Origin of the sequence: Micromonospora sp. PLK6-60 (assembly GCF_019890675.1) — a bacterium.
GTDB lineage: Bacteria > Actinomycetota > Actinomycetes > Mycobacteriales > Micromonosporaceae > Micromonospora.
Genome location: NZ_JAIOAA010000016.1, coordinates 1 through 11,883 on the forward strand (window position 1 = coordinate 1; position 11,883 = coordinate 11,883).

11 protein-coding genes are annotated in these 11,883 nt (G+C 75.3%); 7 read left to right on the forward strand and 4 right to left on the reverse strand.

From position 1 onward, the window contains the following. The first annotated feature begins 132 nt into the window (after positions 1 to 132). Positions 133 to 1,239 (forward strand): NAD(P)-dependent oxidoreductase, encoded by a 1,107-nt coding sequence (locus tag K7640_RS23840; protein ID WP_222957135.1) that lies wholly within the window; start codon positions 133 to 135, stop codon positions 1,237 to 1,239. An 82-nt stretch (positions 1,240 to 1,321) separates the two neighbouring features. Here K7640_RS23840 and K7640_RS23845 read toward each other — a convergent pair whose 3' ends face one another. Next, entirely contained in the window at positions 1,322 to 2,731 is a 1,410-nt protein-coding gene (locus K7640_RS23845; RefSeq protein WP_222957136.1) for a hypothetical protein, read from the reverse strand. Between the two features lie 146 nt (positions 2,732 to 2,877). Between K7640_RS23845 and K7640_RS23850 the strand changes: the two genes are divergently transcribed. From K7640_RS23850 to K7640_RS23860, 3 genes are read left to right on the forward strand one after another with little or no spacing between them, the layout of a single operon-like run. Beyond that, a complete protein-coding gene (locus tag K7640_RS23850) occupies positions 2,878 to 3,552 on the forward strand; it encodes a glycosyltransferase family 2 protein (protein ID WP_222957137.1) in 675 nt (224 codons plus the stop codon). Continuing rightward, positions 3,549 to 4,241 (forward strand): DUF2064 domain-containing protein, encoded by a 693-nt coding sequence (locus K7640_RS23855; RefSeq protein ID WP_222957138.1) that lies wholly within the window; start codon positions 3,549 to 3,551, stop codon positions 4,239 to 4,241. The genes K7640_RS23850 and K7640_RS23855 overlap by 4 nt, the downstream gene beginning before the upstream one ends. After that, positions 4,238 to 4,867, forward strand: coding sequence for a methyltransferase domain-containing protein (locus K7640_RS23860; protein WP_222957139.1), 630 nt, complete (start codon positions 4,238 to 4,240; stop codon positions 4,865 to 4,867). Before K7640_RS23855 ends, K7640_RS23860 begins: the two co-directional genes overlap by 4 nt. Positions 4,868 to 4,878: 11 nt before the next feature. Here the strand turns inward: K7640_RS23860 and K7640_RS23865 are convergent, their stop codons facing one another. After that, entirely contained in the window at positions 4,879 to 5,904 is a 1,026-nt protein-coding gene (locus K7640_RS23865) for a sensor histidine kinase KdpD (protein WP_222957140.1), read from the reverse strand. Next, positions 5,897 to 6,592, reverse strand: a complete 696-nt coding sequence (locus K7640_RS23870) for a response regulator transcription factor (protein WP_222957141.1) — start codon at positions 6,590 to 6,592, stop codon at positions 5,897 to 5,899. Before K7640_RS23870 ends, K7640_RS23865 begins: the two co-directional genes overlap by 8 nt. A gap of 134 nt (positions 6,593 to 6,726) precedes the next feature. On the opposite strand from K7640_RS23870, the gene K7640_RS23875 reads away from it, so the two are divergent. The 3 genes from K7640_RS23875 (at position 6,727) to K7640_RS23885 (ending at position 9,811) form a co-directional block, all read left to right on the forward strand. Beyond that, positions 6,727 to 7,788, forward strand: coding sequence for an NYN domain-containing protein (locus K7640_RS23875; protein ID WP_222957142.1), 1,062 nt, complete (start codon positions 6,727 to 6,729; stop codon positions 7,786 to 7,788). 129 nt (positions 7,789 to 7,917) lie between these two features. Further along, positions 7,918 to 8,967, forward strand: coding sequence for an aldo/keto reductase (locus K7640_RS23880; protein WP_222957143.1), 1,050 nt, complete (start codon positions 7,918 to 7,920; stop codon positions 8,965 to 8,967). Positions 8,968 to 9,136: 169 nt separating this feature from the next. Then, a complete protein-coding gene (locus K7640_RS23885; protein ID WP_222957144.1) occupies positions 9,137 to 9,811 on the forward strand; it encodes a DUF305 domain-containing protein in 675 nt (224 codons plus the stop codon). 77 nt (positions 9,812 to 9,888) lie between these two features. On the opposite strand, the gene K7640_RS23890 is transcribed toward K7640_RS23885, so the two are convergent. Next, a complete protein-coding gene (locus tag K7640_RS23890) occupies positions 9,889 to 11,658 on the reverse strand; it encodes a hypothetical protein (protein ID WP_255609845.1) in 1,770 nt (589 codons plus the stop codon). Positions 11,659 to 11,883 lie beyond the last annotated feature (225 nt).

Below are 11,883 nucleotides of genomic sequence, written 5' to 3' on the forward strand. Positions count from 1 at the left end.
CCGCCTGCCCGGACGGTAGCCGCCGATCCGCCCGCCCCGGCCCCGGATGCGCATTACCGAAGCATTACCGAGTGCTGACGTCCCCGGGCGAACCGGCCCGCCGGCCCACCCGAGCGGCCTACCGTGGCCGGCATGCGGATACTGGTCACCGGCGCCGCCGGGTTCGTCGGATCGCACGTCGTCGACCTGCTGGTCGACGGGGGACACGAGGTGGTCGGGCTGGACGCCCTGCTGCCCCAGGCGCACGGTGGCGCGCCGCCCGACCGGGCGCGCGGGCACCGGCTGGTCGTCGGCGACGTCCGTGACCCCGACCAGCTGGACCGGCTGCTGCCCGGGGTGGACGCGGTCTGCCACCAGGCGGCAATGGTGGGGCACGGCCTCGACCCGTCGGACGCCCCCGACTACGCCAGCCACAACGACTACGGCACGGCGGTGCTGCTCGCCGCGATGCACCGCGCCGGGGTGACCCGGCTGGTGCTGGCCAGCTCGATGGTGGTCTACGGCGAGGGCCGCTACCGCTGCGCCCGGCACGGCGTGGTCCGGCCCGCGCCCCGCCGGCCCGCCGACCTGGCCGCCGGGCGGTACGACCCGACCTGCCCGGACTGCGCCGGCCCGCTCACCCCGGACCGGGTGCCCGAGGACGCCCCGCTGGAGCCGCGCAGCACGTACGCGGCCAGCAAGCTGGCCCAGGAGCACCTGGCCGCCGCGTGGGCCCGGCAGACCGGGGGCGGGGTGTGGGCGCTGCGGTACCACAACGTCTACGGCCCGCGGATGCCCCGTGACACCCCGTACGCCGGGGTCGCCTCGATCTTCCGCTCGGCGCTGGCCGACGGGCGACCGCCCCGGGTCTACGAGGACGGCCGGCAGCGCCGCGACTTCGTCCACGTCACCGACGTGGCCCGGGCGAACCTGTTGGCGCTGACCGCGCCGACCCCGGCCGGGCTGGTGCCGGTGAACGTCTGCTCCGGCGAGCCGCACACCGTCGGTGAGCTGGCCGGGGCGCTGGCCCGGGCGATGGGCGGCCCGGCGCCGGAGGTGGTCGGCGGCGCCCGGGCGGCGGACGTCCGGCACGTGACCGCCGACCCGCGCCGGGCACGCGACCTGCTCGGCTACCGCGCCCGGGTGGGTTTCGGAGACGGGGTGCGCCGGTTCGCCACCGACCCGCTGCGCGAACCCGCCACCGTCGCGGCTGACCCGGCCGGGTCGCCCGGCAGACCCCGGCCACGCGTCGGCGGTTGATCCCGGCCGTGCGTCCCGGCTGACCCGGCCGCGCGTCCCCGCCGACGCCGGCCCGGCCGGTGCCGCGCGGAGGCGGCGGCGGTCAGGAGACGGTGAGCAGCAGGTGGTTGACCGCGAGCGCGGTGAGCGCCTGCCCGAGCAGCCACCACCGCCGGGCCGGCCCGGGCAGGTGCGCGGCGGCCACCAGCAGCCAGACCACGAACGGCAGCCAGATCCGCTCCACCTCGGCCTTGCTCATCCCGGACAGGTCCGCGGCCGTCACCGCCAGCGCCGCCGCCGCGGGCAGCAGCACCGTCGGCCCGAGCGCACCCACCCGTCCGGCCGCGGGCCACCACCGGTCGCCGGTTGCCGGTCGCTCGGCCGCCCGCCAGCGCGCGCGTCCCGCCGCCACCGCCCGGCGCAGCGCCGGCCCCAGCACCGGCCCGGCGGCCAGCAGCAGCGCCGCCAGGTTCGCCCACACCCAGTAGCCGTACGGGCGCTCGGCCGCCCAGCCCTGGTAGTAGCGGACCACCACCCGGTCGTACCCGGCCCACCAGTGGAACCCGGCGAGGCTGAACACCGCCACCACGGCCGCCACTCCCGCCGAGGCGGCCAGCAACGCGGCCCACCGGCGGGCCGGGCGCAGCGCCAGCACCACCAGCGCCAGCGGCGCGACCAGCACGAACCCGTACGACAGGTAGAGGGCGAAGCCGAGCAGCAGCCCGCCGGCCAGCGCCGCCCCGGGGCCGCGTACCGCCAGCAGGGCCAGGCCGGCGGCGACCACGGCGGCGAAGATGCCGTCCCCGGAGGCGCCCACCCACACCGCGCCGGGCAGCAGCACCAAAAACGGCAGCACCGCCCGGGCGGCGGCAGCGGCACCCAGCGCCCGCAACGCCACCGGCACGGAGACGGCGACCGTCGCTCCGACCAGCACGCAGGCCAGCGCGGCGGCGGTGCCACCGCCCAGGCCGACCCGGTCCAGCCCGACGAAGACCAGCAGCGCGCCCGGCGGATGCCCGGCGGTGTGCGTCGACCACGAGTCGGGCTGGAAGTCGAGGATCCGGTCGGTGAAGCCGGCCAGGGTGGCCCGGACGTCGACCACGCCCGGCACCTCGTGCAGGTATTCCGCCTGCACGGTGAGCCGCCGGGTCAGCCCCCGCGACCAGCCGTCCACCAGCGCCAGCGACAGCGTCCAGGCCACCGAGGCCAGCCAGCCGGCGCCCAGCAGCGCACCCCAGCGGGCGGTGCCGGACCAGCGCAGTCCCGGCCCGAGCACCAGCAGCACCACCACCACCGCGGCCGGGGTGCCCCAGCCCAGGTGCGGCCACCAGCTGGCGTAGAGCGGCGCGGCGTCGGCGTACAGGCCCGTCCCGCGCCGGTTCAGCACCACCCCGACCACCACGGCGGCGGCCAGCAACGCCGCCTCGACGCCCAGCACGACGAGGTCGCCCCGGTCGCGCGCCGGCCGGGCCGCGTCGGCGGGGGAGCGGGGAAGCAGGGCACCAGATCTCATGACGAGGCGGACAGTACGGCCCGACCGGCACCCACGTCAGCGGAATCACCGGTCCGTCACCGGTCGGTAAGAACTGCCGGCTCGGTAAGCGTTCCGTAAGGCCGAACGCCGCCCCGCCGGCCCCGCCGCGCCCTAGCGTCGGCCCCATGCCGACACACATCGACGTGGTGCTGCCGTGCCTCGACGAGGCCGCCGCCCTGCCCGGCGTGCTGGCCGCGCTGCCGCCCGGCTACCGGGCGCTGGTGGTGGACAACGGGTCCCGCGACGGCTCACCCGAGGTGGCCGCCCGCCATGGCGCCCGGGTGGTCCGCGAACCCCGCCGGGGATACGGCGCCGCCGTACACACCGGGATCGAGGCGGCCGACACCGAGCTGGTCTGCGTCCTCGACGCCGACGGGTCCTTCGACCCCCGGCAACTGCCCGCCCTGGTCGCCCCGGTCGCCGGGGGCGCCGCCGACCTGTCCGTGGGCCGCCGCCGACCGGTACGCCCCGGCGTCTGGCCCTGGCACGCCCGGGCCGGTACAGCGCTGGTCGCCGCGCTGCTGCGGCACCGCGGCGTGCCGCTGCGCGACCTCAGCCCGATCCGGGTGGCCCGCCGCGAGGCGCTGCTCGCCCTCGGCGTCACCGACCGTGCCTTCGGGTACCCCCTCGAACTGCTCATCCGGGCCGCCGCGGCGGGCTGGCGGATCCACGAGACCGACGTCCGCTACGCCCCGCGCGCGGCCGGCACCCGGTCCAAGGTCTCCGGCTCGGTACGCGGCACCCTGCGCGCCACCCGCGACTTCGCCGTGGTGCTGCGCACCGTGGACGGCCCCCGGTGACCGTGCTGCTGGTGCTCGCCAAGGCACCCGTGCCCGGGCGGGTGAAGACCCGGCTCTGCCCGCCGGCCACCGGAGAGCAGGCGGCCCGGATCGCCGCCGCCGCGCTGCGCGACACCCTCGACGCGGTCCGCGCCACCCCCGGGGTGGTCCCGGTGCTGGCCCTCGCCGGCCGGTTCGACGACGCCGTCGACGGGGCCGCCCTGACCGCCGCCACCGCCGGCTGGCCGATCCTGCCGCAGCGCGGCCCGGACCTGGCCGCGCGGCTGGCCCACGCGCACGCCGACGTGGCGGCCGGATACCCGGGGGCGCCGGTGTTCCAGATCGGCATGGACACCCCGCAGCTCACCCCCGCCCGGCTGGCCGCCGCGGTGCGCCGCCTCGCCGGCACCGACGCGGTGCTGGGCCGGGCCACCGACGGCGGCTGGTGGGGGCTGGGGCTGCGCGACCCGGGGCACGCCGCCGCGTTGCGTACCGTGCCCACGTCCACCCCGCAGACCTGCCGGCTCACCTGGGCCGCGCTGCGCGGACGCGGACTGCGGGTGGCGCCGCTGCCGGTGCTGCGCGACGTGGACGTCTGGGCCGACGCGCTGGCGGTGGCCGCCACCGTGCCGGCCGGCCGGTTCGCCCGGGCGGTGGCCGAGGCGCGTCCGGGCACCGCCCGGCGCAGCCTCGCCGGAGAACGGCGATGACCGGCGCGGCCTTCGGCACCGCGCTGCGCGACCGCCGGCCCGGCCCGTGCTGGCTGGTGCACCCGGACGGGCACCGCCGCCGGCTGCCGGTGGAGCGGTGGCACGGGCCGGCCGAGGCCGCCGTCGCGGCCCTCGTCGCCCGGTGCGCCGGCCCCACCCTGGACCTGGGCTGCGGTCCGGGCCGGTTCGTCGGCGCGCTCACCCGGGCCGGGGTGACCGCCCTCGGCGTCGACATCTCGGCCCGCGCCGTCGCGCTGACCCGGGCCCGCGGCGCGGCCGCGATCCGCGCCGACCTGCACGACCCGCTGCCCGCCCAGGGCCGGTGGGCGCACGTCGTGCTGCTGGACGGCAACATCGGCATCGGCGGCGATCCGGTCGCGCTGCTGCGCCGCTGCCGGGCGCTGCTGCGGGCCCGGGGCACCGTCCTGGTCGAACTCGACAGGCCCGGCGCGGGCGCCTGGCAGGGCGTGGTGCACGTGCGCTCCGGCCCGCGCCGGGGACCGGACTTCCGCTGGGCCGGGCTGGACACCCGTAGCGTGCACCGGCCGGCGCAGGCCGCCGGGCTCGACGTCCGGGAGGTGTTCCCGGTCGGTCACCGCTGGTTCGCCGAGCTGGCCCGCGCCTGACCGGCGGCGGGTCAGGCGGCCACCGGCAGCCGCACCAGGAACCGGCACCCGTCGTCGACGTTTGCCACCTCCACCCGCCCGCCGTGCGCCTCGACCAGCCCGCGCACGATGGCCAGCCCGAGCCCGCCGGAACCCGCCACCCCGCCGTCGCCCGACCGTGGGGTACGCGCCGGCTCGCCGCGGAACGCCACGTCGAAGAGCCGGGGCAGGTCGGCGTCGGGGATGCCGCCGCAGGTGTCCACCACCGCGAACCAGGCGTCGGCGCCGTCGCGGCCGGCGTCGATCCGGACCGTGCCGTCGTCGGGCGTGTAGCGGACGGCGTTGAGCAGCAGGTTGGCCACCACCCGGGCCAGTTCCCGCTCGCTGGCGGTCACCGTCGGCCAGCCCGACTCGGCGGCGACCAGCCGGATCCGGCGGGCCGCGGCCAGCGGCGCGGTGCCGGCGAGCGCGTCGGAGACCACGTCGCCCAGCGGCACCGGCGCCAGCGACAACCGCAGCGCGCCCGCGTTGATCCGGGACAGCTCGAACAGGTCGTCGACCAGCCGGGTCATCCGGTCGGTCTCCACCCGGATCCGCCGGTGGTACTCCTCGACGGTCCGCCGGTCGGCGACCACCCCGTCCTCCAGCGCCTCCGCCATCGCGCGCAGCCCGGCCAGCGGCGTACGCAGGTCGTGCGACACCCAGGCGACCAGGTCGCGGCGGCCCTTCTCGATCCGCCGTTCCCGTTCCCGGGCCTGGGCCGCCCACACCGCCGCCGCGGCGAGCCGGCGGCCGAACAGCCACCCCACGCCGAGGCTGACCACCGCCGCGGCGGCCACCGTGATCAGCACGACCTCCAGGTCGTGCGCGGACAGGAACATCGCCTCGGCGACCACCACCACCCCGGCGGCGACCGCGGCCACCGTGCCGGCCAGCAGCACCGCGATGTGCACGGTGATCGACCGCCCGCGCAACAGCCGCAACGCCGCCGCCGCGAGCACCCCGACGCAGCAGGCCGCGCCCAGCGCCACCGCGAAGATCAGCGCGAGGTCACGCATCGGTCGGCTCGTACCGGTAGCCGACGCCCCACACCGTCACGATCCGCCGCGGGTCGGCCGGGTCCGCCTCGATCTTCTCCCGCAGCCGCCGCACGTGCACCGTCACGGTGGACTGGTCGCCGAAGCGCCACCCCCAGACCCGGTCCAACAGCTCCGCCCGGTGGAACGCCCGCCCCGGGTGGCGCAGCAGGAAGGCCAGCAGGTCGAACTCGCGCAGGGTCAGCGCCAGCTCCCGGCCGTGCAGCCGGGCCACCCGGGCGCCGGTCTCCACCACCAGCCCGCCGTCGGCCAGCACCGCCGGGGCCGCCGGGGTCGGCTCCCCGCCGGCCCGGCGCAGCACCGACCGGACCCGCAGCACCAGCTCGCGCGGGGAGAACGGCTTGCTCAGGTAGTCGTCCGCGCCCAGTTGCAGGCCGAGGATCCGGTCGGCCTCGTCGCCCCGCGCGGTCAACATCACGATGGGTACGGCGTCCGGGCGTTGCCGCAACCGACGGCACACCTCCAGCCCGTCCAGGAGTGGCAGCATCACGTCCAGCACCACCAGCTGCGGGGGCGCCGCCTCGACCGCGGCCAGCGCGGCCACCCCGTCGCCGACGTGCTCGACCCGGTAGCCGGCGTGTTCCAGGTAGCGGCAGACCACATCGCTGACCGTCCGGTCGTCGTCGACGACCAGCACCCGTTGCGCCACACGTACCTCCTCGTGCCGCCAGGGTAGTCGCGGCCGGGCCGGCGGTCGGGCCCGCAAATCTTGCGATGTCCTTACCGTCGGCCGTACGGCCGTGCCGCCGACGGCCGCGCCGGCCGGCGGCGTAGGCTGACCCGGTGGATCAAGAGGACCGCATCGCCCTGTTCCTCGACTACGAGAACCTCGCCCTCGGCGCCCGCGACCACCTCGGTGGCGCGGCCTTCAACCTGCGCCCGATCGCCGACGCCCTCGCCGAGCGGGGGCGGGTCGTGGTCCGCCGCGCGTACGCCGACTGGTCGTACTTCGACGAGGACCGGCGGATGCTCACCCGCTCGCACGTCGAGCTGATCGAGATACCGCAGCGGATGGGCGCCTCCCGCAAGAACGCCGCCGACATCAAGATGGCCGTCGACGCCATCGAGCTGGCCTTCGAGCGGGACTACATCTCCACCTTCGTGATCGGCACCGGCGACAGCGACTTCACCCCGCTGGTGCACAAGCTGCGCGAGCTGAACAAGCGGGTGATCGGGGTGGGGGTGGAGCAGTCCACCTCGGCGTTGCTGCCGCCGGCCTGCGACGAGTTCCTCTACTACGACCGCCTGGAGGGCGTCGACGTGCCGCCGGCGCGGGAGCGGCGGGCCCGGCCGGCGCGCGGCGCGCAGCAGGTGGAGCGGGAGCCCGAGGCGCCGGCCGCCGAGGAGCAGCCGGCGCGGGACGTGGACAGCCTCGCCGTGCTGGTCGCCCAGACCGTGGCCGGCCTGCAGGACAGCTCCGGTGGCGAGGTCACCGCCTCCACCCTCAAGCGCGCGCTGCGCCGCAAGGATCCGACGTTCAGCGAGGCCGACTACGGCTTCCGGACCTTCGGCGAGCTGCTGCGCCACCTGGCCGGGCGCAACGTGGTCGAGCTGGGGGAGGGCCCGGCGAAGGGCGACCCGGAGGTCACCCTGCCCGAGCACGGCGACCGGGAGGCCGCCTTCGCGCTGCTGCGTTCGGTGGTGCAGGACCTGGCCGGCGCCGGCGGCACGGTGGCGCTGTCCGGCCTGAAGAACCAGCTGCGGCGGGCCCGGCCGGACTTCAGCGAGAAGAAGCTCGGCTACCGCGGCTTCCTCCAGTTCTGCCGGGCGGCGGCCACCGCCGGGGTGGTCGACCTGCGGTGGAGCGACGAGGCCGACGACTACCTGCTGTCCGTGCCGGGCTGAGGCGGCCGGCCGGCTGCTGGACACCTGAACCGGCGGCCCGTCCGCCGTTGACTTCGAGCGCACTGGAACCCCTACCGTCGGCCTCCACGGACGCGGCACGACCGTCGCGCCCGGATCGAGGGGACACGCATGCGCTACCGCACGTTGGGCGGCACCGGGATCGAGGTCAGCACGTACTGCCTCGGCGCCATGATGTTCGGCTCCGTCGGCAACCCGGACCACGACGAGTGCGGGCGGATCATCCACGCCGCGCTGGACCACGGGGTGAACGTCGTCGACACCGCCGACATGTACTCGGCGGGCGAGTCCGAGACCATCGTCGGCAAGGCCCTGCGCGGGCGCCGGGACGAGGTGGTGCTCGCCACCAAGGTGCACTTCCCGATGGGGGAGGGGCCCAACCGGGGCGGCAACTCCCGCCGGTGGATCGTCCGGGCGGTGGAGGAGAGCCTGCGCCGGCTGGGCACCGACTGGATCGACCTCTACCAGGTGCACCGGCCGGACGAGCGCACCGACATCGAGGAGACCCTCGGGGCGCTGACCGACCTGGTCCGGGCCGGCAAGATCCGGGCGTTCGGCTGCTCGACCTTTCCGGCCGCCGAGATCGTCGAGGCGCAGCACGTGGCCGAGCGGCGCGGACTCGGCCGGTTCCGCACCGAGCAGCCCCCGTACTCGCTGGTGGCCCGGGGCATCGAGGCGTCGGTGCTGCCGGTCTGCCAGCGGTACCGGATGGGCGTGCTGGTGTGGAGCCCGCTGGCCTCGGGCTTCCTCACCGGCCGGTACCGGCGGGACCGCCCGGTGGATCTGACCAGCGGGCGGCCGGCGCTCACCCCGGGCCGGTTCGACCCGGCGCTGCCGCACAACGCGGCCAAGCTCGACGCGGTGGAGCAGCTGGTCGCCCTCGCCGACGACCTCGGCCACACCCTGCCCGAGCTGGCCCTGGCGTTCACCACCGCGCATCCGGCGGTGACCTCCACCATCATCGGGCCGCGCACCATGGACCAGCTCGACGGGCTGCTCAAGGCCGCCAGCGTCGCCCTGGACGACGCGACCCTGGACCGGATCGACGAGATCGTCCCACCGGGCACCGACCTGTACCCGCCGGACGGCGCGTGGCGGCCGCCGGCGCTCGCCGACGCCACCCGCCGACGCCGTCCGCCGGGCGACCGCGCGGCGGCCTGAGCCCGCGCCGGCCGGCCTGAGCGTCCGGCGGGCCGGCCCTGACGGCCGAGGTCAACCGGCCCAATGAGCAGGAAGAACCCGTCCGACAGAGGTGGTGGCCGGGGCCGGGGGTGGTGCACCATGGGCTTCCACTGGCCCCGCAGCTCGCACCCGGATAGGTAGCCTCACCATGGTCTTGTCCCGTCGCCTCGTCCTCGCCGTCGGCGCCGCCGCAGTCGCCGTCGGGGTGGGCTCGTTCGCCGCCGTCCAACTCACCGGCGGCGAGCCCGAACAGCCGCCCCGGCCGGCGGCGGCGGACCGGATCGTCCAGCCGGGCGCGCCCGGGCAGTCCGGACGGTCGCTGTCGCCCGAGGAGCTGGCGAGCATCGCGCCGCCGGAGCACAAGGCGGCCGACCGGCGGTTCTTCCAGCAGATGATCCCGCACCACGCCCAGGCGCTGGAGATGACCGGGCTGCTGGCCGGCCGGACCACCAACCCGGACGTCACCCTGCTCGCCAAGCGGATCGAGGCCTCCCAGACCGAGGAGATCACGCTGATGAAGCAGTGGCTGACCGAGCGCGGCGAGCCGACGCCGGCCGCCCACGCCGGGCACGACCGGCCCATGCCGGGGATGCTCACCGAAGAGCAGTTCGCGCAGCTCAAGGCGGCGCGCGGCGCCGCCTTCGACCGGCTGTTCCTGGAGTCGATGATCCGTCACCACGAGGGTGCGCTGACGATGGTGCGCGAGCTGTACGCCTCCGGCGGCGGGGTCGAACCGGCGAGCGACCGGTTCGCCCGGGACGTGGACGCCGACCAGAGCATCGAGATCCAGCGGATGCGGGGCATGCTGGCCGAGATGCGCTGACCCGCTTCGACGACGAAGGAGCGCCCCGGCTCGGGTACGAGCCGGGGCGCCCCTGTTTCTCGGGGTGACTCAGCGGATCACAGGGAGGCCGCCAGGTCGCTGATCGCCTGCTTGAGCTTCTGGTGCTCGGCAGCCTTCAGCTTGTTGCCGATCGCCTGGAGCTGCGCCTTCGCGGCCGAGGTCTGGCCGTTGGCCTGGAACCGCTCGGCCCGGGCCAGGAAGTCGTCGACCTGAGACTTCAGCGGGTGACCGATGGCGTTGGCCCGGACGAGCTGGTCGTAGTGGGCACGCGCCACCGCGAAGCTCGGCGTCCAGGTGACCTTCGGCTGGTGCTGCGCGTTGAACTCGGGCAGCTGGACCTGCGCGGCGGCCGCGATCTCCGCCGCCGACAGCTCAGCGCTCGGCTTCAGCCCGAACACGTCGAGACCGCGGACGATCTCGTTGCCGTAGATCTTGCCGTTGTACCAGTACACCGACCAGAACCCGCCGAGCACCAGTCGCGTCGGGTCGACCGGGCCCCGGTCGAAGTACGCGATCTCGTGCGGGTTGGTCGAGTCGGTGAAGTCGAACACCGACAGCCCGCCCTGGTACCAGGCCTGGACCATGATGTCGCGGCCGGGGACCGGGATGAGCGAGCCGTTGTGCGCGACGCAGTTCTCCTGCAGCGACTGGGGCACCGGCAGCTTGTAGTAGCTGGCGAACTTCATCTTCCGGTCGACGATGTCGAAGATGGCGTTGGCGCCCCACTCCGGCGCGTCGGTGTCGCGGCAGCGAGCCCCGCTACCGCCACCCCACTCGTCGGTGAAGATCACCTTGGTGCCGTCGTTGTTGAACGTCGCCGAGTGCCAGTAGGCGAAGTTCGGGTCGGCGACCTCGTCGATCCGCACCGGGTTGGCGGGGTCCGAGATGTCGATCAGGATGCCGTTGCCCTGGCAGGCGCCGGCGGCCAGGCCGATCTCGGGGTACGCGGTGATGTCGTGGCAGGCGTTGGTGTTCGGCGAGGGCGACCACGTCGAACCGGACGGGTGCCGGGGGTTCACCGGCCCGTTCTGCAGGCCGTCGACCCGGCCGGTGGCCGGGTCCTGGAACAGCCGCGGCTGGTTGACCACGGCCGCCTGCTGCGGTGCCGCGAGCGGCACCTTGATCACGTCGATCCGCCACCGCGACGGGTTCGCCGCGGTCGCCGCGTCGTTGTTGCAGCCCTCCAGCGTCGTCGCCGGCCGCACGGACGTGGTGCCCGAGACGTAGACGTAGACGTTGGCGGGGTCCTTCGGGTCGGTCACCACCGTGTGCGTGTGCGAGCCGCGGCAGAGCTGGACCGCCGAGACCTGCACCGGGTTGCGCACGTCGGAGATGTCGAACACCCGCACGCCCTGGAACCGCGTGCCGACACTGGAGTTCGTGCCGCAGTCGAGGCGGCCCCGGGTCTCTTCCACGGACATGAAGAGCAGGTTGCCGTAGACCGAGACGTCGCCCTGCCCACCCGGGCACACCACGCTGGTGACGAGCTGCGGGTCGTCCGGCTGGGAGACGTCGACGATGTTGAAACCGTTGTAGTTGCCCAGGATGGCGTACTTGCCGCCGAACGCGAGGTCCGACGAGTAGTAGCTACCGTTTCCGGGGTTGGTCGGGTCGACGAAGCCGGCCGGCCGGTCGCGGTGCGCCAGCAGGTCCAGGTTGCTGCTCGCGCTCTGCGCGTCGAGCCAACCCCCGCCGAGGCCGACCCGGGGGTCGGTGTCGGCGGACGCCGTCGCGCCGGGCAGCAGGGCCGCCACCAGGACACCGGCGGCGGCCAGGCCGAGTGCTCGTAATCCCTTGCCTGACCTGTGGTTCGGTCGTTTTATCATGTAGTGCGCCTTTCCTCCGAGGCACCGGCATTGAGCTGCTCATATTCTGCGGTGACGAGTGCCACTCGGGTAACGACCGACCGGTGGCCCGTCATCGGTCAACCGGATGATGATCACGACGAATGGCTGGTCGAGACCACCGCGAAACCATCGATATCGGCGCATCACGCGCCGATGGCTTCCTTTGTGGTTCTTCCCGGCCTTTCGCATCTGACAGCCGCCTGC

What these genes read in the sequence shown, in the direction of transcription:
- K7640_RS23840 (WP_222957135.1), top strand. Translation starts at nt 133, where the DNA reads ATGCGGATACTGGTCACCGGCGCCGCCGGGTTCGTCGGATCGCACGTC.
- K7640_RS23845 (WP_222957136.1), bottom strand. Translation starts at nt 2,731, where the DNA reads ATGAGATCTGGTGCCCTGCTTCCCCGCTCCCCCGCCGACGCGGCCCGG.
- K7640_RS23850 (WP_222957137.1), top strand. Translation starts at nt 2,878, where the DNA reads ATGCCGACACACATCGACGTGGTGCTGCCGTGCCTCGACGAGGCCGCC.
- K7640_RS23860 (WP_222957139.1), top strand. Translation starts at nt 4,238, where the DNA reads ATGACCGGCGCGGCCTTCGGCACCGCGCTGCGCGACCGCCGGCCCGGC.
- K7640_RS23865 (WP_222957140.1), bottom strand. Translation starts at nt 5,904, where the DNA reads ATGCGTGACCTCGCGCTGATCTTCGCGGTGGCGCTGGGCGCGGCCTGC.
- K7640_RS23880 (WP_222957143.1), top strand. Translation starts at nt 7,918, where the DNA reads ATGCGCTACCGCACGTTGGGCGGCACCGGGATCGAGGTCAGCACGTAC.
- K7640_RS23885 (WP_222957144.1), top strand. Translation starts at nt 9,137, where the DNA reads ATGGTCTTGTCCCGTCGCCTCGTCCTCGCCGTCGGCGCCGCCGCAGTC.
- K7640_RS23890 (WP_255609845.1), bottom strand. Translation starts at nt 11,658, where the DNA reads ATGATAAAACGACCGAACCACAGGTCAGGCAAGGGATTACGAGCACTC.